The sequence below is a fragment of the Oerskovia sp. Root918 genome (assembly GCF_001428945.1).
Classification (GTDB): domain Bacteria; phylum Actinomycetota; class Actinomycetes; order Actinomycetales; family Cellulomonadaceae; genus Oerskovia; species Oerskovia enterophila.
On record NZ_LMJG01000002.1, the window covers coordinates 107,735 to 128,685 of the forward strand.

General features: G+C 72.3%; 18 protein-coding genes. 4 read left to right on the forward strand and 14 right to left on the reverse strand.

What is annotated here, in order from left to right; all coding sequences use genetic code 11:
• Positions 1-137: 137 nt before the first annotated feature.
• Positions 138-1,742, forward strand: a complete 1,605-nt coding sequence (locus ASE27_RS05275; RefSeq protein ID WP_056647060.1) for an ABC-F family ATP-binding cassette domain-containing protein — start codon at positions 138-140, stop codon at positions 1,740-1,742.
• Position 1,743: 1 nt separating this feature from the next.
• Here ASE27_RS05275 and ASE27_RS05280 read toward each other — a convergent pair whose 3' ends face one another.
• Positions 1,744-2,643, reverse strand: a complete 900-nt coding sequence (locus ASE27_RS05280) for a glycosyltransferase family 2 protein (protein ID WP_056647063.1) — start codon at positions 2,641-2,643, stop codon at positions 1,744-1,746.
• A 140-nt stretch (positions 2,644-2,783) separates the two neighbouring features.
• Here ASE27_RS05280 and ASE27_RS05285 point away from each other — a divergent pair, with 140 nt between their 5' ends.
• The gene (locus tag ASE27_RS05285) at positions 2,784-3,380 is read left to right on the forward strand and encodes a DUF4240 domain-containing protein (protein WP_056647067.1); all 597 of its coding nucleotides are present in this window, start codon (positions 2,784-2,786) and stop codon (positions 3,378-3,380) included.
• A 128-nt stretch (positions 3,381-3,508) separates the two neighbouring features.
• On the opposite strand, the gene ASE27_RS05290 is transcribed toward ASE27_RS05285, so the two are convergent.
• Positions 3,509-4,105, reverse strand: coding sequence for a hypothetical protein (locus ASE27_RS05290; protein ID WP_056647070.1), 597 nt, complete (start codon positions 4,103-4,105; stop codon positions 3,509-3,511).
• 354 nt (positions 4,106-4,459) lie between these two features.
• Here ASE27_RS05290 and ASE27_RS05295 point away from each other — a divergent pair, with 354 nt between their 5' ends.
• Complete coding sequence (locus ASE27_RS05295) at positions 4,460-5,389, forward strand: ketopantoate reductase family protein (RefSeq protein WP_200960580.1); 930 nt, start codon at positions 4,460-4,462, stop codon at positions 5,387-5,389.
• Between the two features lie 33 nt (positions 5,390-5,422).
• On the opposite strand, the gene ASE27_RS05300 is transcribed toward ASE27_RS05295, so the two are convergent.
• Genes ASE27_RS05300 through ASE27_RS05335 form a run of 8 tightly spaced genes read right to left on the reverse strand, consistent with a single transcriptional unit; the run spans position 5,423 to position 14,554 of the window.
• Positions 5,423-5,848 (reverse strand): hypothetical protein, encoded by a 426-nt coding sequence (locus ASE27_RS05300; RefSeq protein ID WP_056647072.1) that lies wholly within the window; start codon positions 5,846-5,848, stop codon positions 5,423-5,425.
• Between the two features lie 6 nt (positions 5,849-5,854).
• Positions 5,855-6,109 (reverse strand): hypothetical protein, encoded by a 255-nt coding sequence (locus tag ASE27_RS05305; protein ID WP_056647077.1) that lies wholly within the window; start codon positions 6,107-6,109, stop codon positions 5,855-5,857.
• Between the two features lie 41 nt (positions 6,110-6,150).
• Complete coding sequence (moaA, locus tag ASE27_RS05310) at positions 6,151-7,320, reverse strand: GTP 3',8-cyclase MoaA (RefSeq protein WP_255354696.1); 1,170 nt, start codon at positions 7,318-7,320, stop codon at positions 6,151-6,153.
• Positions 7,317-7,787 (reverse strand): molybdenum cofactor biosynthesis protein MoaE, encoded by a 471-nt coding sequence (locus ASE27_RS05315; protein ID WP_056647080.1) that lies wholly within the window; start codon positions 7,785-7,787, stop codon positions 7,317-7,319. Before ASE27_RS05315 ends, moaA begins: the two co-directional genes overlap by 4 nt.
• A complete protein-coding gene (gene narI, locus ASE27_RS05320) occupies positions 7,784-8,491 on the reverse strand; it encodes a respiratory nitrate reductase subunit gamma (RefSeq protein WP_056647083.1) in 708 nt (235 codons plus the stop codon). Before narI ends, ASE27_RS05315 begins: the two co-directional genes overlap by 4 nt.
• A gap of 3 nt (positions 8,492-8,494) precedes the next feature.
• Entirely contained in the window at positions 8,495-9,253 is a 759-nt protein-coding gene (narJ, locus tag ASE27_RS05325; RefSeq protein WP_157257391.1) for a nitrate reductase molybdenum cofactor assembly chaperone, read from the reverse strand.
• The gene (narH, locus tag ASE27_RS05330; protein WP_056647086.1) at positions 9,250-10,776 is read right to left on the reverse strand and encodes a nitrate reductase subunit beta; all 1,527 of its coding nucleotides are present in this window, start codon (positions 10,774-10,776) and stop codon (positions 9,250-9,252) included. The genes narJ and narH overlap by 4 nt, the downstream gene beginning before the upstream one ends.
• A gap of 1 nt (position 10,777) precedes the next feature.
• Complete coding sequence (locus tag ASE27_RS05335; RefSeq protein ID WP_082608572.1) at positions 10,778-14,554, reverse strand: nitrate reductase subunit alpha; 3,777 nt, start codon at positions 14,552-14,554, stop codon at positions 10,778-10,780.
• Between the two features lie 185 nt (positions 14,555-14,739).
• Here ASE27_RS05335 and ASE27_RS05340 point away from each other — a divergent pair, with 185 nt between their 5' ends.
• Positions 14,740-15,528, forward strand: a complete 789-nt coding sequence (locus ASE27_RS05340; RefSeq protein WP_056647089.1) for a metalloregulator ArsR/SmtB family transcription factor — start codon at positions 14,740-14,742, stop codon at positions 15,526-15,528.
• A 128-nt stretch (positions 15,529-15,656) separates the two neighbouring features.
• Here ASE27_RS05340 and ASE27_RS05345 read toward each other — a convergent pair whose 3' ends face one another.
• From ASE27_RS05345 to ASE27_RS05360, 4 genes are all read right to left on the reverse strand, one after another.
• On the reverse strand, positions 15,657-16,961 hold the full coding sequence (locus ASE27_RS05345; RefSeq protein WP_056647091.1) for an MFS transporter: 1,305 nt from the start codon (positions 16,959-16,961) through the stop codon (positions 15,657-15,659).
• A 602-nt stretch (positions 16,962-17,563) separates the two neighbouring features.
• Positions 17,564-18,415 carry an RNA methyltransferase gene (locus tag ASE27_RS05350; protein ID WP_056647094.1) on the reverse strand — a complete coding sequence of 284 codons (852 nt, stop codon included), beginning with the start codon at positions 18,413-18,415 and terminating at the stop codon, positions 17,564-17,566.
• Between the two features lie 138 nt (positions 18,416-18,553).
• A complete protein-coding gene (locus ASE27_RS05355) occupies positions 18,554-19,783 on the reverse strand; it encodes a glycosyltransferase family 2 protein (protein WP_056647097.1) in 1,230 nt (409 codons plus the stop codon).
• Positions 19,780-20,787, reverse strand: coding sequence for a phosphodiester glycosidase family protein (locus ASE27_RS05360; protein ID WP_082608574.1), 1,008 nt, complete (start codon positions 20,785-20,787; stop codon positions 19,780-19,782). The genes ASE27_RS05355 and ASE27_RS05360 overlap by 4 nt, the downstream gene beginning before the upstream one ends.
• Positions 20,788-20,951 lie beyond the last annotated feature (164 nt).

Here is a 20,951-nt window from a genome sequence, read left to right on the forward strand (position 1 = left end):
CGGTCGAGGTGTGCGACGAGCGGTAGGTCACGTGCGACGAACGGTTGCCGTACGGCAGCCCGCAAGGGTGCGGACAGCCCGCCCGCGTAGTGTTCGGGGTCGTGCCGACGTGCGGCACGGAGCCCGAGAGGACCCCTGTGAGCCTGATCCGCCTGAACGCCGTGAGCATGCAGTTCGACGACAAGGTCGTGCTGCGCGACGCCTACCTCAAGCTCCGCGAGGGCGAGCGCGTCGGGCTCGTGGGCCGCAACGGCACGGGCAAGACGACGTTCCTCGAGCTCATCCTGGGGCGCAAGGAGCCCACGGCCGGGACGGTCGACGTCAACCTCGGGGTCACGATCGGGTACTTCTCGCAGTTCTCGGAGCTCGCGGGCCACCGCAGCGCGGCCGAGGAGCTCAGCGCGTTGTTCGCCGACGTCCACGCGACGCAGGAGCGCCTCGACGCGATCGGCGAGCGGCTCGCCGAGCCCGACCTCATGGACGACGGCGGCGACGAGATGACGCGGCTCCTGACCGAGCAGGCCGACCTGTTCGAGCGCATGGACGCGATCGACGGGTGGTCGTACGAGAACACGATCGACACGGTCCTCACGCGCCTCGGGTTCGACGCCGAGCGCCGCGACCTGCCCGTCGACCAGCTCTCGGGCGGTTGGCGCAACCGCGCGGCGCTCGCAAGGATCCTCGTGCAGCGTCCCGACGTGCTGCTGCTCGACGAGCCCACCAACTTCCTCGACCTCGACGGCGTGCGCTGGATCGAGAACTGGCTCCAGACCTACCCGGGCGCGGTGCTCGTGGTCTCGCACGACCGTCAGTTCCTCGACGGGGCCGTCAACCGGATCGTCGAGATCGAGAACCGCCGCCTGCACGAGTACGAGGGCGGGTACTCCGACTACGTGCACGCCAAGCAGTCGCGCCTCAAGACCATCGAGCGCCAGTTCGCGCACGAGGAGGAGCTGCTCGCGTACGAGGTCGAGGCCAGCGACGCCCGCAAGCAGGCCGCGAAGGACAAGAGCCGCGGGCTCAAGCGCAAGCTCGCCGACATCAAGAAGCGCCAGGCCCCTCGCCCGGTCGACCAGATCATCACCACGATCTACGCGGACCTCCACGTGAGCGAGCGCCTGGTCGAGGTCGAGGGCCTCACCAAGGGGTTCGGCGGTGACCCGTTGTTCAGCGACCTGACGTTCGCGCTGCACCGGGGCGACCGCGTGGCCGTCGTCGGGGCGAACGGGTCCGGCAAGTCGACGCTCCTCGACGTGCTCACCGAGGTCGTCCCGCCCGACGCCGGGCAGATCACCTGGAAGAAGAACTCGACGTTCGTCTCCTACAACCAGGTCGTGGCCGACCTCGACCTGGACGACACGGTCGCGCACGCCGTCAGCGCGGCCCCGGGCACGCTCGCCTACTCCGCGACCAAGAAGAACGTCAACCGGTTCCTGACGATGCTGCAGTTCTCCGAGATGGAGCTCAAGCAGAAGATCGGCACGCTCTCGGGCGGGCAGCGCGCCCGTGTCGCGATCGCGCAGTGCCTGCTGTCGGGCGCCTCGGTGATCGTGCTCGACGAGCCGACCAACCACCTCGACCTCACGAGCGCACAGGTCATGGAGCGCGCGCTCGCGCACTTCCCCGGTGCTGTGGTCGTCGTGAGCCACGACCGCTACTTCATCGACAAGGTCGCCGACCGCCTCCTGACGTTCGACGGCGCGGGCGGCGTCGACGAGACGGCCGCGAGCGGCGCTCTCTGACTCAGCCCTCCGGGACGGAGGCGGCGGTCCGGGCCGTCGGCGCACCGGCGCTCGCCGCCCGGGCGGTCGCGATCCGCACGACCGCGGCCATGCCGCCGTCGCCGTAGGTGGCGTCGTCGACCGGGACCTCCGGGTGGTCGAGCACCAGCTGCTCCCAGGCGTCGAGCCGCGCGATCGACGCCGCCTCCTGGGCCAGCAGCACCGCCCGCAGGTGCTGTTCGAACAGGGGGCGGTGCCGGTCGACCAGGTGACCGTAGAGCGCGATCCGCTTGTCCATGCTGCGCACGTTGGCCGAGGTCGGGGACGTGCGGTACTCGACGAGCGCCTCGGGCACGATCTCGATCCGGCCGCCCGCCGCGAGCAGCGCGAGGAAGAAGTCCCAGTCCTCGAACCCGTCCCGCATGCGCTCGTCGTAGCCTCCGGCCGCGCGCCAGCGGTCACGGCGCAGCATCACGGTGGCCGGAGAGGCGTTGCGGTGGAGGAAGTCGACCGCCGCTCCCCCGGCGGGGCGGGCGACCGCGTGGGCGACGCCGTGCATGCGCAGCCAGGACGAGGCGCCGACGACGTCGGCATCCTCCTCGAGGAGGGCTGCGGTCCGCTCCACGAAGGTCTCGGCCAGGCGGTCGTCGCCGTCCAGCACGACCGCGAGCTCGGTGGTCAGCCGGGACAGCCCGGCGTTGCGGGCCGCGCTCACGCCCGCGTTCTCCTGGCGCAGGACCTGCACCAGGCCGTCGGCGCGGAGCGCGTCGAGGACCGCGAGCGACCGTGCGTCCGTCGAGCCGTCGTCGACCACGACGACCTGGTCGGGTGCACGGGTCTGCCTCAGCACCGACTCGACGGCCTCTCGCACCAGGTCTCCCTGGTCGAACCCGGTCACGACCACGCCCACGGTTGCTCGCACGCGACGATGCTAGCGGCTACCCACCGCACGTCGGTGGCCTCCCCTTGAGCGCGGGCGTGACGGCGCCGACCAGGCGCTCGGCAGGCGCGCGTCAGGTGCACGCCGGGTGCATGTCAGTGGTGGCCCCTACATTTCCCGCCATGGACCACGACACCTTCTGGCAGCTCGTCGACGACGCTCGGACCCGCGCAGGGCAGGGGGCCGACGACCGCGGCGCGCAGGACGACCCGCTTCCCGGCACGCTGACCGCCCTGCTCGTCGAACGGCTGGCGCCCGACGAGATCCTCGCGTTCGCGGCCGTGGCCGACGAGATGAGCGCAGCCGCCTACGCCTGGCCCGTGTGGGGCGCTGCCTACCTGATCGAGGGCGGGTGCAGCGACGACGGGTTCATGGACTTCCGCGACGGGCTCGTGCTCGCAGGGCGAGACGTGTTCACCCGCACGGTCGCGGACCCGGACTCTCTCGCCGAGCACCCGGTCGTCCTCGGCATGGGCGGGGAGGGCGACGGCTGGTTCGGGTACGAGTCGCTCGACTCACTCGTGGGCGAGGCCTGGACGCGGGCGACCAGCCGCGACGACGAGGCGTACTACGCGGCGCGGGCGGCAGGGGCATCGTCGCGCGACGGTGAGGACAGCGAGGAGAGTTCTTCGTCCGACCCGAGCGGCGAGAGCTGGGACTTCGACGACGAGGACGAGAACCGCCGTCGGCTCCCGCGCCTCGCGGCGCTCTTCGACTGACCTGCGCCCCACGGCCAACGCCGGCCGGTCGGTCGGTCGGTCGGTCGTTCAGGACGGCTCGGCAGCCGGCGGGCCGGTGGCCGAGGCGGGGTGGCACAGGGCTGAGCCGGTCGGGATCCGGCCCAGCCCTAGTCGATCCCGGAGTCCTGCTCGTCGGCGTCGGACGCCGGCGCGAGCCCGCCCAGGATCCCCGCCGCCGCACCGAGCACCAGTCCCACGCGTGCGTGCGGCGCGCGCACCCCGCGAGCGCGCAGGCGCTCACCCCACCGGTAGGCCACCTTCTCCCCCACCACCGCGAGCGCCGTCGTGACCCCGAGGACCACGACGGCCCCGGTGGCGACAGCGGTCCTCCCGGCGGGAGTGATCTCGACGGGCGTCAGCCCGTGCAGCGTGTTGTCCGGGACCTCGCCCGAGTCGCCCTCGCCCGGGGCGGCTGCGCCCGCGACGGACGCGGGCCCGCCCACGCGCGCGTCGTCGTCGCGCCCGGGCTCGCGCACCGTGTCGCGCAGCCGCCGGACGCCCTCGAGCGCCTGCCGGCCTTCCTCGGTCCGCAGCAGCAGGGCGATCCCGGACACCCCGCACACGGTCTTGAGCAGGGCCCGGGTGCTGCGCCGCTCGACGAGGTCGGGCACGCTGTACCACGCGGCCGTCACGAGACCGTAGACCGCAGCCGAGCGCGCGTCGAACGTCCATGGGCGGATGGTCTCGGTCCGGTTCTCCTGCATCGCTCACGTCCCTCGCTGTGCGTCGTCCGCACGTCGTCCGTCCCGGGCACGCGTCGATACCTGCGCACCGGTATGCGCCCACGGGCTGTCGTGTAGGCACCAACGAGGCACCCGCACGGATCGTTCCACCGACACGCCGCCCGGCCCCGCCCACACGGTGCGCGCCGGCTGGTCCGTTCACGCGGCGCACGCCCGACCCGTCCGTCCACGCCGTGACGCCAGCGCCGGGTGACCGCGCCGAGCGCGCCGGCGCCGGGTCGTGACGACCCTCACTCCCCCAGGGACCGCGCCTCGCGCCAATGAGACGCCCCGGCGTGTTCTCCTGGGACCTCGATCGTCAGGACGAGGGAGACCGTGGTGGGACAGGACGTGGCAGGGATCGTGGACGAGGCGGAGAGCACGGACCGGACGAGCGTCGCGGTCCTGGGCGCCGGTGGGGTCGGAGGGCTCGTCGGCGCGCTGCTGAGCCGTGCGGGCGACGACGTGCGGTTCGTCGCTCGTGAGACGACGGCCGAGTCGCTGAACGAGCACGGCCTCCGGGTCCGGAGCGGGCTGCTCGGGGACTTCGACGTCCCCGTCCGGGCGACGACGCACCTCGGTTCCCCCGTCGACGTGCTTCTCGTCGCGGTCAAGCAGACCGGCCTGGCGGACGCCCTGGACCTCGTCCCCCGGGAGGTCCTCGGGGACGGGGTCGTCGTGCCGCTCCTCAACGGCGTCGAGCACCTGGACGTGCTGCGAGCCCGCTACGGCTCCGAGCGCGTCGTGCCTGCGACGATCCGGGTCGAGTCGACGCGCATCGCCCCGGGAGAGATCGTGCACGGCAGCCCGTTCGTCGAGATCGACCTCGCGGCGGGCGACGTGCCCGTCGAGGCGGTCGAGTCGGTGCGTGCCCTGCTCGCGGGCGCGGGCATCACGACGACCGTGCGTGCCGACGAGCCGGCGCTCGTCTGGGCCAAGCTCTCCTTCCTGGCCCCGCTCGCCCTGCTCACCACGCGGTACGCGGCGACCATCGGCGAGGTGCGCACGACCCACCGGTCCGAGCTCGAGACGCTCGTCGCCGAGGTCGCGGCCGTGGCGGCGGCCTCAGGCGCTCCCGCGGACCCCGCTGCTTCGCTGGCCCTCTACGACAGGTTCCCCGCGGGCGCGCGGTCCTCGATGGAGCGCGACGCCCAGGCGGGGCGTCCCCTCGAGGTCGACGCGATCGGCGGCGCGGTCGTGCGCGCGGCGAGCCGCCTCGGGGTCGCGGTCCCGCTCACCTCGCGGCTCGTCGCCGAGCTCGGCTGACCGCCGGTCAGGATCCGTCGGGCGCCCGTCCGGCTACCAGTCGGCGGGCACGACCCAGTGCCGCGGCGCCGCCTCGTGCTCCAGGAGCCTGGCCTGGACCTGCTGGCAGTGCAGTTCCCTCCGTTCGGCCGTGAGCCCGTCGAGCCACGCGACGTAGCGCCGCTCGAGGCGCCGGAACCGCGCTCGCCCGAGCGCCAGGACGACGACCGAGACGAGCCAGGGGGCCGTGAGCAGCACCGCGGCGATGCTCACGGCCGCCGGGACCGTCAGGACCGGGTGGGCGCGGAGCCCGCACCACAGGACCACGACGGCCACGGCGAGCTGGCTCACGCTCGCCGCGAGCAGCCACCCGCTCGTGACCGGGCCGTGGAGCCCCCCGCGCCGGTGACCGCACGGCACGAACGTCGCGGCCGGCGCGTCGAGCGGCGGGAAGCGCTCGTGCGTCGGAGCGCTCTGCACGTCGGCTCACCCACCCGCGAACGGCGGGAGCACGTCGATCGTCACGGGCTCGGCGACGGGGGTGGCGGCGGACTCCGGGCGCAGCGCGCGCCCGTCCTGGAGGTAGGACGAGACGACCTGCACCCGGCGCATCGCCTCGCCGTGGCGTCGCGCGCTCGCGCGGAGGGCGGCGGCCGGGCTCTCGGTCTCGATCACCTCCTCGTCCAGGCCGTTCGCTGCGGCGCGGGCCGCGGCGTAGTAGCGCAGGGTGATGGCGGGCATCTCGGTGCTCCTTCTCGTGGGCGGGTCGGGGGAAGGGTGGGTCAGCCGCCGATCGCGGACATGCCGCGGGCGGGCTGCTCGAAGCCGGCGGTGCCGACGGTGTGGCCGGCAGCCTTGGCCCGGACCGCGAGGCCGAGGGCCTGCGCGATCCGTTCGTCGTCGCCGCCCGTGCGCAGGATCGTGCGCAGGTCGGTCTCGTCACGGGCGAACAGACAGTTGCGGAGCTGGCCGTCGGCCGTGAGCCGGATCCGGTCGCACGCCCCGCAGAAGGGCCGCGTCACCGACGCCACGATCCCCACGACGGCGTCGGTCCCGTCGACCCGCCAGCGCTCGGCGGGCGCGGCGCCGCGCGTCGGCACCGGGACCAGGTCGAACTCCCCGGTGAGCGAGGCGAGCACCTCGTCGGCCGTGACCATGCCCTCGCGGGTCCAGGTCCGGCCCGCGTCGAGCGGCATCTGCTCGATGAAGCGCAGCTCGTAGCCGCGCTCGAGCGCGAACCGCAGGAGGTCGACCGTCTCGTCGTCGTTGACCCCTCGCACGAGCACGGCGTTGAGCTTGGTGCCCGTGAAGCCTGCCCGGTCGGCCGCCGCGAGCCCGTCGAGGGCCCGCCCGAGCCGGTCCCGGCGGGTCAGCCGCGCGTACCGCTCGGGGCGCAGGGTGTCGAGCGACATGTTGAGGCGGCCGAGCCCCGCCGCGCGGAGCGGCTCCGCGAGCGCCGCGAGGCGCAGCCCGTTGGTGGTCATCGAGATCTCGGGCGCCCCCGGGAGCGCGGCCAGCCCGGCCACGATCTCGACGATGTCGGGCCGCAGCAGCGGTTCGCCGCCCGTGAGGCGGATCTCCTCGATCCCGTGGCGCAACGCCACGGCCGCGACCCGTGTCATCTCGGCGACGGTGAGAAGCTCGTCGGAGGGCAGCCACGGCATGCCCTCGGCGGGCATGCAGTAGGTGCAGCGGAGCGAGCAGCGGTCGGTCAGCGAGATCCGCAGGTCGCGGTGGCGGCGCCCGAACCGGTCGACGAGCCCGGGAGCGTCTCGTCGGTCCGCGTCCGACGGCCGGTCCGTGCCCGACGGCGCCCCTCCCCCGGGCAGTGCGTCTCTCGACGGCGTCGCGCGCCCGGGGCCCGCACGACCGGACGCGACGTGCTCGGCGGGTGCGGCGCCGTCGGGCAGGAGATTGCCGACCGTGCGCTCGACCGCGGGCGCGAGGCTCACAGCGCCCCGACCCACTCGTGCGTGCCGTCGGCGAAGACCTGCCGCTTCCACACGGGCAGCGCCGCCTTGACCTCCTCGACCAGGTCGCCGCACACCGCGAACGCCTGGGCGCGGTGCGCCGAGGACACGGCCGCGACGAGCGCGACGTCGCCGACCGCCAGGTCGCCCACGCGGTGGGACACCGCGACCCGGACCGCGCCCGAACGGGCCGCGACCCGCGCGGCGATCTCGCCGATGATCCGGTCGGCGTCGGGGTGCGCCTCGTAGGTGAGCGCGGCCACGGAGCGGCCTTCGTCGTGGTCGCGCACCACGCCAGCGAACGTCACGACCGCCCCGGCGTGGGCCGAGGCCACCGCGCGCTCGTGCTCGGCCACGTCGAGGACGGACTCCCCCACGCCCGCGAGGACCACGAGCGCGTCGGCCGCCACCTCGGTGCCCGCGTCCGCAGGGAGGCCGGCCGCGCTCATGCCCGCACCTTGCCGCGCCCCGGCGCCGCGGAACGCTGCCGGTAGACCACGTACGGCCGGGCCAGGTACGCCACGGGCACCGACCACACGTGCACGAGGCGCGTGAAGGGCCAGATCGCGAGGAGCAGGCACGCGAGCACCGCGTGCCAGCCGTAGACCGCGGGCGCCGCGGTGATGAGCGACGGGTCGGGCTGGAGGACGAACAGCTGGCGGAACCAGACCGAGACCGTCCCCCGGTACTCGTAGCCCGAGCCGAACACGTTGATCGCGACGGTCTGCCACATGCCGACCCCGATCTCGACCGTGAGCAGGGCGTACAGGACCCGGTCCATGGGGGTCGTGACCACGCGCACGCGGTCCGAGACGTAGAACCGCCGCAGCAGCAGGATCACGAGGCCCGCGCACAGCACGACCCCCGCGACGGTCCCGGCCGCGACCGCGACGACGTGGTACGTGTGGTCCGAGATCCCGAGGGCCCGGGTCCACGACGTCGGGATCAGGAGCCCCGCGGCGTGGCCGAGGATCGCGAACAGCGCCCCGAAGTGGAACAGGGGCGATCCCCAGGCGAGCCAGCGCTTCTCGAGCACCTGGCTCGTGCGGGTCGTCCAGCCGAACTGGTCGTTGCGGTACCTCCAGACGTGCCCCACGACGAAGATCGCGAGGCAGACGTACGGCAGCACCACGAAGAGGAGGGTGTCCCACATGAGTCAGCGTCCTTCCGGGGCGCAGGTGAATTCCGGGGGGCCGAACGGCGCGCCGGGCGTGTCCGTCCAGCTCGCTCCCCCGTAGGGCATCGAGGCGATCTCGAGCCCCGCGTCGTCGGTGGGCGGTCCGCTGAGCGCGAGCTGGTCGACCTCGTCGCGCTGGTGGTCGGTGACCGGGCCCAGGAGGTCGCTCACGGCCTCGAGGATCTCGCGGTAGTGCGAACCGCGGTCGGCGAGCGAGCGCCGGATGAGCTCGATCCCGCCGCGGTGGGTCCGCAACGGCGCCTCGCCGGCCCCTGTCCCGGCCCGCGAGGCGAACTCGAGGACCATGGGCAGGTAGTCGGGGAGCTCGGACTCGTCGGGGGCGAACCCGCACGCGCGGTAGCGCTGCTTGAGCGCGAGGAGCGCCATGCCGCGCTGGCGCGTGTCGCCGTGCAGGTAGTAGCTGAGGAACAGCGACGACTTGCGGCGCAGGTCGAACGTCTCGACGTAGTGGGCGCGCGCGGCGCGCGGCTCCGTCCGCGCGTGCTGGTCCCAGAACGCGCGCAGGTGCGCGGCCGGGGCCGAGTCGGGCAGAGCCGCGACGGCCGCGGCCAGCTCGTCGGCGTCGGCGTACCAGGCGTCGTCGGGGTAGGCCAGCAGGATGCTGGCGAGGGCGAGGACGTCGGACCGGGCGGGGACCTCGACGAGGTTCTTGCGCCGCGAGCGCCGCAGGAGCGGGACGAACGCGCGCCTGCCCGACGGCGGAGCCTGGGTCGTCATGACGGCCTCCGGACCTGCAGGGGCACCGAGACGGGTCCGCCGCGCGTCGCGGCCGCGCTCATGCCGGGTCCGCCCGGGTTGTCGAGCGAGCAGCCAGAGGCCCACGAGGCCATCTCGGCCGCGTCCTCCTTGTGCGCCGCGGGGATCACGTAGCGGTCCTCCATCTTGGCGATCGCCAGGAGCCGGTACAGCTCCTCGACGTCCTCGGCCGAGTACCCGACCTGGTCGAGCAGGGCCTGGTCGACGTCGCCGTCGAGCGTGCGCCGACGCATGTGGCTGCGCATCGCGGCGAGCTTCATGAGGACCCCCGCGACGACGTCGACGTCCCCGGCCGAGAAGAGGCTCGCGAGGTACTCGAGCGGGATGCGCAGCGACGCGATGGTGTGGAACACGTCGTCGGCGTCGGCGTCGTCCTTGCCGAGCTCGGTCGTGACGTCCAGGACGGGCGAGAGCGGCGGCACGTACCAGACCATGGGCATGGTGCGGTACTCGGGGTGCAGCGGCAGCGCGACCTTGAACTTCTGGATGAGCTTCCAGATGGGCGAGCGCTGTGCCGCGCCGATCCAGTCCTCGGCGATGCCGGCCGCCCGTGCCGCCGCGATCACCTCGGGGTCCGTGGGGTCGAGGAAGACGTCGCGCTGGGCGTCGAGCAGGTCCTTCGGGTCCTCGACGGACGCCGCGGCCTCGACCGCGTCGGCGTCGTAGAGCACGAGGCCGATGTACCGCAGCCGCCCGACGCACGTCTCGGCGCACACGGTCGGCTGGCCCGCCTCGATGCGCGGGAAGCAGAACGTGCACTTCTCGGCCTTGCCCGTCTGGTGGTTGACGTAGACCTTCTTGTAGGGGCAGGCCGAGACGCACATGCGCCACCCGCGGCACTTGTCCTGGTCGACCAGCACGATCCCGTCCTCGACGCGCTTGTACATGGCCGACGACGGGCAGGCCGAGACGCACGCGGGGTTCAGGCAGTGCTCGCAGATCCGCGGCAGGTGGAACATGAACGTCTGCTCGAACGAGAGCTGGACCTTCTCGATCATCGACGCGAGGTTGGGGTCCTTCGACGCGATCTGCGGCGAGCCGCCCAGGTCGTCGTCCCAGTTGGGCCCCCACGTGATCTTCATGTCCTTGCCCGTGATCGCGCTCTTGGGCCGGGCCACGGGGATCTGCGGCGAGTTCGCCGGCGCGGAGATCAGCTGGTCGAAGTCGTACGTCGCGGGCTCGTAGTAGTCGTCGAGCCCTGGGAGGTCGGGGTTCGCGAAGATCGACGCGAGACGGCGCAGCCGCCCGCCCGAGCGGAGCCGGAGCCGTCCCTTGCGGTCGAGCTCCCAGCCGCCGTGCCACCGGTCCTGGTCCTCGTACCCGCGCGGGTACCCCGTCCCGGGCTTGGTCTCGACGTTGTTGAACCACACGTACTCGACGCCGTCGCGGTTGGTCCACGTCTGCTTGCACGTGACCGAGCACGTGTGGCACCCGATGCACTTGTCGAGGTTCATGACCATCGCTACCTGCGACATGACCCGCATCTCAGTACTCCACTTCCTGGTTGCGCCGACGGATGACCGTGTACTCGTCGCGCTGGTTGCCGGTCGGCCCGTAGTAGTTGAAGGCGTAGGTGAGCTGGCCGTACCCGCCCAGGAGGTGCGTGGGCTTCATCATGATCATCGTCAGCGCGTTGTGGATGCCCCCTCGCTTGCCCGAGGCCTCGGCCTTGGGCACGTCGATGTTGCGGTCCTTCGAGTGGTACATGTAGACCGTGCCCGTGGGCATGCGGTGCGAGACCACGGCCCGGGCCACGACCACGCCGTTGCGGTTGACCGCCTCGATCCAGTCGTTGTCCGCGATCCCCGCGGTCCGCGCGTCCTCCTCGGAGATCCAGATCGTGGGGCCCCCGCGCGAGAGCGCGAGCATGTACGGGTTGTCCTGGAACTGCGAGTGCATGGACCACTTGGAGTGCGGGGTCAGGTAGCGCACCGTGACCTCGGTCGAGCCCGGCTCGCTGAAGCCCTGGTGACCGAAGTGGCGTGCCATGTCGAGCGGCGGCCGGTAGACCGGGAGCTGCTCGCCGAGCTCGGTCATCCAGTCGTGGTCGACGAAGAAGTGCTGGCGCCCCGTGAGCGTGTGCCACGGCTTGAGCCGCTCGACGTTGACCACGAACGGCGAGTAGCGCCGGCCGCCCTGCTCGGAGCCCGACCACTCGTAGCTCGTGAAGACGTTCTGCGGACCGGACAGGGTCTGGGCGAACGTGACCTGCCGGTCGTGGTTCTCCTGGGCCAGGTCCGCGAGCGGCTTCCCGACCCGCTTCTCGAGGGCCTTGAAGCCCGCGACCGAGACCGCACCGTTGGTCGTGCCGGACAGCGCGAGGATCGCCTCGCACATGTGCGCCGCGGTCTCGAGCGACGGACGGCCCTTCGCGACGCCGTCCTTGCGCACGCCGTTGGCCTTCGCGAGGAACTCGACCGCCTGCTCGGGCACGACCGTGACGCCCTTGGTCGTGGTCCCGACCTTCGAGATCAGCGGCCCGACGGCGCGCATCTTCTCGGCGATCTGGGTGTAGTCGCGCTCGATCACCACGAGGCGCGGCATGGTCACGCCCGGCACGGGCTCGCACTCGCCCTTGCGCCAGTCGAGGACGACGCCTCCGGGCTGGGCCATCTCGTCCGGGGTGTCGTGCGTGAGCGGGGCCGCGATGACGTCGGTGCGGGTGCCCAGGTGGATCTTGGCGAGCTCGGAGACCTTGTCGGCGAGCCCCAGGAACGCGTCGTAGTCGGTCCTGGCCTGCCAGGGCGGCGCGATGGCAGCGTTGAGGGCGTGCACGAACGGGTGCATGTCCGTGGTCGAGATGTCCTGCTTCTCGTACCAGGTCGCGGCCGGGAGCACGACGTCGGCGAACAGCGAGGTCGAGGTCATGCGGAAGTCGATGTTGGTCAGCAGGTCGAGCTTGCCCTCGGGGGCCTCGTCCCGCCAGACGACCTCCTCGGGGCGACGCTCGGGCGGTGTCTCGTGCGCCCTCAGCGACGAGTCGGCGCCCAGCAGGTGCTTGAGGAAGTACTCGTTGCCCTTGGCAGAGTTGCCGATCAGGTTGGCCCGCCAGACCGTCAGGACACGCGGGAAGTTCTGCGGGTCGTCGGGGTCCTCGACCGCGAACTTCAGAGCGCCGCTGCGCAGCTCGGACACCACGTGGTCGGCAACCGGCACGCCGGCGGCCGCGGCCTCGTCGCACAGGTCGAGCGGGTTGCGGTCGAACCCGGGGTGCGAGGGCGTCCAGCCCATGCGGGCCGCCTGGGTCAGGCAGTCCATCATGCTGCGGTCCTTGAGGGTGCCCGGACCGGTCGGCGAGGCGAGCTCGTCCGCGCCGAAGCCCTCGTAGCGCCACTGGTCGGTCGCGGTGTACCAGAACGCCGTGCCGGCCATGTGGCGCGTGGGGCGCTGCCAGTCGAGCGCGAAGGCCATGTGCTGCTGCCCCGTCACGGGCCGCGCCTTCTCCTGCCCGACGTAGTGGGCCCAGCCGCCACCGTTGACGCCCTGGCACCCGGTGAGGGTCAGGAGGGCGATGAACGTCCGGTAGATGGTGTCCGCGTGGTACCAGTGGTTGGTACCCGCGCCCATGATGATCATGGACTTGCCCTTGCTCACCTCGGCGTTGCGCGTGAACTCGCGCGCGATCCTGGTGCACTGCTCGGCAGGCACCCCGGTCAACGCTTCCTGCCACGCGGGGGTCCCGGGAGACTCGGCGTCGTCGTAGCCCGTGGGCCACGACCCCGGAAGCCCGTCGCGCCCCACGCCGTACTGCGCCATGAGCAGGTCGAACACGGTCGTCACGAGGCGGTCGCCCACGCGGATCGCCGGGACGCCGCGCAGGACCGAGGAGCCGCCCTCGGTCGCGCCGACGTCGAAGCGCGGCAGCTCGACCACGACCCCCTGCGCCTCGGCTCCCGCGTGCGTCAGGCCCAGCAGGCTCAGCGCCGGGTCGTGGTCCTCGAGGTCGAGGTTCCAGCGCCCCAGGCCGTCCTCGGTCCACCGGTCGGCGAGCGTGCCGTTCGGCACCGTGAGCGCGTCGGCGGCCGTGTCGAGGAAGACGGGACGGAACTCGGGGCGCTGCCCCGTCGCCCCCGCGACGGGCAGCCCGTCCAGGTCGGCTGCCGTGAGGAACTTGGCGGGCCGGAAGACCGGGGCGGCTCCGCCGTCGGGCAGCGTGCCCTCCTGGCCTGCGCCCTGGCCGCCCTCCCCGGGAGCCTCGTCGAGCGTGACCAGGAACGGCGCGTCCGTGTACGTGCGCGAGTAGGCCTCGAAGTACGGCACCTGGCGGTCGCGGTAGAACTCGGTGAGCAGCACGTGGCCCATGGCCTGCGCGAGCGCGCCGTCCGTGCCCGGAGCGGGCGCGAGCCAGTCGTCAGCGAACTTCACGTTGTCCGCGTAGTCGGGGCTGATCGCGACGACCTTGGTGCCCTTGTAGCGGGCCTCGGCCAGGAAGTGGGCGTCGGGCGTGCGCGTCACCGGGACGTTCGAGCCCCACATCATGATGTAGCTCGAGTTCCACCAGTCGCCCGACTCGGGGACGTCGGTCTGGTCACCCCAGATCTGCGGGCTCGCGGGCGGCAGGTCCGCGTACCAGTCGTAGAAGCTCAGCAAGGTCCCGCCGATCATCGACAGGAAGCGGGTCCCGACCCCGAAGCTCGCCATCGACATGGCCGGGATCGGCGTGAAACCCACGCACCGGTCCGGCCCGTACGCCTTGATCGTGTAGACGTGGGCCGCGGCCATGATCTCGGTCGCGAGCTCCCAGTCCGCACGGACCAGGCCGCCCTTGCCGCGGGCGCGCTTGTAGAGCGTCGCCTTGAGGGGGCTCTCGACGACCTCGGCCCATGCGAGCACCGGGTCGCCCAGGCGGCAGCGCGCGTCGAGGTACATCTCGAGCAGGACACCGCGCACGTACGGGTAGCGCACTCGCGACGGCGAGTACGTGTACCAGGAGAACGAGGCGCCGCGCGGGCAGCCGCGCGGCTCGTACTCGGGGCTGTCGAGCCCCGTCGTCGGGTAGTCGGTGCCCTGGTGCTCCCAGGTGATGAGGCCGTCCTTGACGTACACGTCCCACGCGCACGACCCCGTGCAGTTCACGCCGTGGGTCGAGCGCACGACCTTGTCGTGCGCCCAGCGGTCCCGGTAGAACCGGTCCCACTCCGAAGGGTTCGTCTCGATCATGGCGTGCGCCGAGTCGAACACCTCCGTCTGGGGGAAGTGGCTGCGCGTCGTGAGCAGCTTCTTCATCAGGGGCGACATGGCCGCCTGGTCGTCGATGGTCATGGCGAGAGCTCCTCGGGGACTGCGTGGGGGGCGTTCAGCGCACGGGCTACGGAGGCACCCGAGGGGGCGCTCCGTGCGGCGGACCGACCGCGCGTGCGAGAGTTGTCGTGCCGAGCACAGCGGGCGGGGGCAGCCCTGCGGCTCGGGACCAGAGATCCAGGAACGGGAAGAAGTGGGGCGAGCACGTGCCCAGACAGCACGTCAACGGTGGGTTCGACGGCACGACGGGTCGCAGCAACCACGGCGGACGGCGGACGCACGTCATCCAGCTGCTGCGCGACTCCAAGACGCCGGTGTCGGTCAAGGACGTCGCCGAGGAGGTGGGCGTCCACCAGAACACGGCGCGGTTCCACCTCGAGTCGCTCGTCGACTCGGGCCTGGCCGAGCGCACCCAGCAGACCCGGACGACACCCGGCCGGCCCAAGGTCCTGTACCGCGGCACCCTGCCCAACCAGACGCACGAGCGGGCCCAGGCCTACCGCCTCCTGGCCGAGGCACTGACGACCGCGGTCGCCGACAACGTGCCGGACGCGGGCGCCGTGACCTACGCCGTGGGACGCACGTGGGGCCGGAACCTCACCGAGCCGCCCGAGCCCGACGAGGCCATCGACGAGCACGAGGTCTCGGCCCGGCTCGTGTCCAAGCTCGACGCGCTCTGGTTCGCCCCCACGCTCGGCGGCGAGCCGTCGGCGCAGGTCGCGTCGCCGGGCGGCGCGGGCATGGACGCGCTCGTCCTCAACAACTGCCCGTTCGTCGCGACGGCCCGCTGCACCCCGCAGGTCGTGTGCTCGCTGCACGCGGGGTTCATCAACGGCGCGCTCGCCGAGCTCGGGTCGAGCCGGCGGGCGACCGCCCTGGTCCCCCAGTTCGGCGAGCACCACTGCGTCGCCCGCCTCGAGACCGTGGACGTGGGACGCCACGACGAGGCCGCGCAGATCCCGATCCTCGTGGCGGGCCGGGTCGCCCCCGCCTGACCGGGGTGCTCCCGGCCGGGGTACTTCCTGCGTGGCCGCACCCGGCGTGACCGCACCCGGCCGGGCCTCGCCCGAGGGGGCGAGGCCGGGCGCGGGGCGTGCCGGACGCACTGCTGACGGGCGCACGGTCAGCTCTTGGCCTCGGCGCCGGGGCGTGCGTAGAAGTGCCAGGCGATGCCCGCGCACAGGAGCGCGTAGGCGATGATCCCGCCGAACACGGCCGTCCTCGGCAGGTAGTTGAACAGCATCGAGAACAGGAACGGTCCGAACGCGGCGATCGCGGCCGTCCAGCCGATCACGCCACCCGCCTGACGGGCTGGGAAGATCATGGGCATCTGCTTGAACGTCGCGGCGTTGCCGACCCCGCAGAAGAAGAAGATCAGGACCATCCCGGTCATGAAGATCGGGAGGCTGGGCGTCTCGCCGTCCGCGACCGTGACTTGGCCGAACAGCACGAGCCCGGCCGAGGCCGCGACGCCGATCCCGGACACCACGGTCCAGACGCCACCGCCGAAGCGGTCGCAGAGCGGCCCCCAGCACATGCGGGCGAGCGAGCCGACGAGCGCGCCGAGGAAGACCCAGGTCAGGTACTCGGGGCCGAACTGCTGCTTGAGGAGCATGCCGAACGTGCCGGCGAGCCCGGAGAAGATCCCGAACGTGAGGACGTACTCCATGGTCATGAGCCAGGTGTGCTTGTTCTGGAAGATGTCGAACTGCTGCTTGAGGTTGGCCTTGACCGGCACCGACTTGAGCAGGGTCCAGGCGAGCACGACACCGACGACCGCGAACGGGATGAAGATGAGCCCGGGGTTCTGCAACCAGACCTGGCGCGGCTCGGCGTTCTGCGGGTGCGCGAGCTGGCCGGCGAGGCCGAACATCCCGAACCCGATGGCCCACGGGACGACGAACTGGACGACCGAGACGCCGAAGTTCCCGATCCCTGCCTGCAGACCAAGGGCCGTGCCCTGCTTGCTCTTGGGGAAGAAGTACGACGTCGAGGGCATGTAGCCCGAGAAGACGCCGCCGCCGAGGCCGGCTGCCAGGGCGAGCGCGACGAGCAGCGCGTACGAGGGCTGCGTCGGGAGCATCACGACCCAGGTCCACCCGACGAACGGGATGATCATGAGGAGCGCGGACAGCGTCAGCATCTTGCGGGTGCCGAGCATGGGCGGGAGCATCATCCAGACGATGCGGAGCAGGCCGCCCGTGAGGCCGGGCATGGCGAGCAGCCAGTACGACTGGCTCTCGCTCAGGTCCCACCCGGTGACCGTGCCGAGCGTAGGGATGAGCGCCCCGGGCAGGTACCAGATGATGAACGCGAGCATGAGGTTGAACGTCGTGACCCAGAGCGTGCTCCAGGCGACCTTCGAGTCCCAGCGCTGGGGGTCGTTGGGGTCCCAGTCGAGAAGGTCGCGGCGCGCGTCGGTGCTCACCTGGTGTGCTGGTCTGGGGGCTACGTCGGCTGTGACCACCGGGTGTCTCCGTCCGAGAAGTGGGGCTGGGGGCACCCACAACATATGGACGAGTTCACTCGTGCGTACCGGGACCTAGGTCCCGTCGCGGCGCCCTTGGTCCCGAACCGGGACAGCGGCGTCGACAGCCCTCTGACCTGCGGACTTGGCCGTCCGAGGCGTTGTTGTGGATCAACTCGGGCGGGCTCGTCCCCCGTGGCCCCGTGGTGCCCGACGGCGGGCCGGGCCAGGCGCGCGGGCGCCGGTCGGAGCGGGTCGTTTCGCCCGAAGAACGGCGGTCGGCCGAGGGGCGCCGTGACAGGCCCTCGACTTTGTGCTTTCCGTCACAATCGACGTCCTGCGAGGTCAGGAGGAATGTTCGGGGCTGCCGTCGGGGCTGGTTCCCGGGTGCCCGACGGCGTCGCGCACCTCGATCGCGCGCCTCGTCTGAGCGGCGGTCAGCCCAGCCCGCCAACCCCGGGTGTGCTTGCTGCGGAGCCACCACGATTGTTGTGGCTCCATGGAAGCACCTCCCGCCCTCGCGACCCGGCGCGGCCCACGGGACTGCGCGACTCAGGCGACCACTACGCGCGCGTCGCCCAGAACACCACAGCGGCGCTCGCCGCGACGTTGAGCGAGTCCACTCCCCCGCTCATCGGGATCTTCACGACGTGGTCCACGGCCGCGAGCGTCGAGCGCTGCAGCCCGTGGCCCTCGGTCCCGAACACGAACGCCGACCTCTCGTCGCCCCGCGCGACGTACTCGTCGAGCGTCAGCGAGTCGTCCGACAGCGCGAGCGCCGCGACCGTGAACCCGTGCTCGCGCAGCTCCTCGACGCCACCCGGCCACGACTCGAGGCGCGTCCACGGGACCTGGAACACCGTCCCCATCGACACCCGGACGCTGCGCCGGTAGAGCGGGTCCGAGCACCGCGGCGACACGAGCACGGCGTCCACCCCGAGGCCGGCCGCCCCGCGGAAGATCGCGCCCACGTTGGTGTGGTCGACGATGTCCTCCAGGATCGCGACCCGTCGTGCGCCCTGCCCGTCGCGGGCGGTCGTGAGCAGCTCGTGCACGCTCGGCAGGACCGGTCGGTGCATCGCGGACAGCGCGCCACGGTGCAGGTTGAAACCGGTGATCGACTCCAGGATGGCGGGCTCGGCGATGTACACGGGCACGGGCTCGCCCGTCCCTCCGGGCCCGTCGTCCAGCCCGACGGCGGAGATCGCCTCCTCGAGGCCCGGGAGCCACTTCTCGGCCATGAGGAACGACCGCGGCCGGTGCCCGGCACGGAGCGCCCGGTGGATCACCGTGGTGCTCTCAGCGATGTACATGCCCTTCTCCGGCTCGTTCTTCGAGCGGAGCTCGACGTCCGTGAGGTTCGTGTAGTCGGCGAGCCGAGGGTCGGCCGGGTCGGTCACGTGGATGATCTGCACGCTCAGATTCTCCCGCACCGACGGAGGCCGGTCGGCATCGGGCGACGACCGGCCCCTCCTGCACCGACCCCGCTCCTCGCCCAGGGCCCCACCTGTGCCGAGCACGAGGTTGCGGTCGTTCTGACGGCGTTCGCGACCTCAACCTCGTGGTCGAGCGCGCGGAACCTCGTGCTCGGTGACCGGCCGCACGGCGGCAGCGACGCTCCCGCTCGCTCCGGACCGTCGGCACCGTCCGGCCACCGGAGCACCGTCCGGAGTGCCGTCCGGTGTGGTCCGGACCATCTGGGTCGCGGGCCCCGTCGTGTCCGTCGGCACCCCCGGGCGGAACACCACGCGCCTCTGCACCTGAAAGCTCGTCGCGAACAGCAGCACCTCGGTCACGACCTTGGCAGGCAGCAGCGCGAGCCCGAGCCCCGTCAGCCCCCAGAGCACCCCGTACCCGGCGGCCAGCAGCCCGACCGCGAGCGCCGCGTACCGCAGCGCGGCCCCCCGCCCGCGCCCGCTGTCGCCCGCAGCACCAGCACCAGCACCAGCACCAGCACCAGCGAACACCCGCCGGTTCACCACGAAGTTCACGGCCCCGCTGACCCCGCGCGCCCCCACGACGGACACCAGCAGGGACCCGGTCACGGCATCGAGCACCAGCAGCGCCGCGGTGTCGATCCCGAACGCGAGGAGCGACGACAGCGAGAACGCGAGCAGCGGCGCGTAGATGCGGGCCGAGTCGGCGAGGGGCCGGAAGTGCGAGGACGCGTTGTCGTCGAGGTAGATGGTCTCGATCTCGACCTCGACCACGGGTCGCCCCTCGCGCGCCGCGGCCAGCAGCACGTTGAGCTCGTACTCGTACCGGTCGCCGCGCACGTCGAGGAGCCACCCGATCATCGAGGCGGGGTACCCGCGCAGGCCGGTCTGGGTGTCCTGGACCCGTAGCCCGGTCGCCGCGTGGAACAGCCACCGGGTCACGGTGTTGCCGAGCCGGCTGCGCGCGGGCACGTCCCCGGCGAACGCGCGCGCCCCGAGGACCATGACCCCCTCGCCGGCGGACACCCGCTCCCCGACCCGCAGGACGTCAGCGACGCCGTGCTGCCCGTCGGCGTCGGCGCACACCACGTCCTGGCCGGGCCAGCGCCGCGCGACCTCGGCGAACCCGCGCCGCAGCGCCGCGCCCTTGCCGCGATTGGCGGCGAACCCGACGACGACCGCCCCGACGCGGGCGACGTCGTCGAGCACGGGGCGGAACCTCGGCCCGCTGCCGTCGTCGACCACGACGATCCCCTGCACAGCGCCCGTGGCACGCAGCTCGGCGACCAGCCGCACGAGCGTCGAGTTCGGCTCGTAGGCCGGGACCAGCACGATCACGGCCGTCACTCCCCGACGTACAGGATGTCGGAGGTGCCCCGCTCGGCGCCGCGGCCGAGGGGGTCGTTGACGAGCTCTCCGTCGTAGTACATGGTCGACGACCCGCCGCCGTCGAGGTTGTACGCGGTCGTGGCCCCCAGGCCCTGCATGATCTCGGCGAGCCCGGTCATGGTGACGCCGCGGCTGTACCCGGTGCTGCGCCCGTCGACCACGACGAACACCAGGTGGTTCGCGTCGACCACGCCCACGGCGGTGCGGGGCTGCTCGCCCTGGATCGAGTGGTTGCCGACGTTGGTGTCGACCTCGACGCCGTCGATCCCGTCGACGACCTCTCCGTCGTCGAGCAGCGCGGGCCCGAACGACAGCGTGTTCCACACGCCCGCGTCCACGAGCTCCTGTGCGGTCGTGGTCGTCTCGTCGTAGATCTCGACGGTCCCGTCGCGGTAGAACGCGAGGCCCTCGCGCGCGCCTTCGTCGCGGTAGACGACGCCGTTGCGGATCACGATGCCCGTGGACCGGAACCCGTAGTAGTCACCGTTGATCGCGAAGAGCGCGTCGTTGTCGGCCGCGATGTCGGAGGTCTTCTCGGTGATGTTCTCGCCGTACGCGTCCTGGGCGAACGCCGAGCGCAGATCGGTCGCGTCCCCCAGGACGACGTCCGCGACGTAGTACGTCACGGTGTCGTCACCCGTGCCCTCGACGACCTGGCGCACGCTCACGCCCGTCCCGTCGGAGGTCGCGCTCGTGCCCGCTCTCGAGGTGCCCGACGACGTCGCCGCCTCCGCGGAGCCGCTCGCCGAGGCCTGGCTCGCCTCGTAGGCCGAGACGTCGGCGATCTCGACGTGCTCGACGACGAACCGGTCGAGCGCCCAGGCGGTCGTCCCGCCGAGGGCCAGGGTGAGCGCCAGCCCGCCGGCGAGCAGCACCCGTCGTCGGCGCCGTCGGGGTGTCGGCGCGACGACCGAGGGCTCGGGGGCGGACGAGGTGCTGGGGTGCGGTTCGTGGAAGGTCATGCCTCCGGTCTACGGACCCGGTGTGTGCCCTCCGCAGGTGCCGGCTGAGGGGTCGCTGTGAGGCCCGACCTGACAGCACCGCGTGATCCCGATCACGAGGGATCGCTCCCAGGAGGACCTCGGAATGAGACGTCGCTCACTCTTGGACATCCGTCCCCCTTATG

Bases quoted from the DNA above. Each gene is read 5' to 3' on its own strand.
- ASE27_RS05285 (WP_056647067.1), top strand. From the start codon at position 2,784: ATGGACCACGACACCTTCTGGCAGCTCGTCGACGACGCTCGGACCCGC.
- ASE27_RS05290 (WP_056647070.1), bottom strand. From the start codon at position 4,105: ATGCAGGAGAACCGGACCGAGACCATCCGCCCATGGACGTTCGACGCG.
- ASE27_RS05305 (WP_056647077.1), bottom strand. From the start codon at position 6,109: ATGCCCGCCATCACCCTGCGCTACTACGCCGCGGCCCGCGCCGCAGCG.
- ASE27_RS05315 (WP_056647080.1), bottom strand. From the start codon at position 7,787: ATGAGCGCGGCCGGCCTCCCTGCGGACGCGGGCACCGAGGTGGCGGCC.
- narI (WP_056647083.1), bottom strand. From the start codon at position 8,491: ATGTGGGACACCCTCCTCTTCGTGGTGCTGCCGTACGTCTGCCTCGCG.
- narJ (WP_157257391.1), bottom strand. From the start codon at position 9,253: ATGACGACCCAGGCTCCGCCGTCGGGCAGGCGCGCGTTCGTCCCGCTC.
- narH (WP_056647086.1), bottom strand. From the start codon at position 10,776: ATGCGGGTCATGTCGCAGGTAGCGATGGTCATGAACCTCGACAAGTGC.
- ASE27_RS05335 (WP_082608572.1), bottom strand. From the start codon at position 14,554: ATGACCATCGACGACCAGGCGGCCATGTCGCCCCTGATGAAGAAGCTG.
- ASE27_RS05360 (WP_082608574.1), bottom strand. From the start codon at position 20,787: ATGACCTTCCACGAACCGCACCCCAGCACCTCGTCCGCCCCCGAGCCC.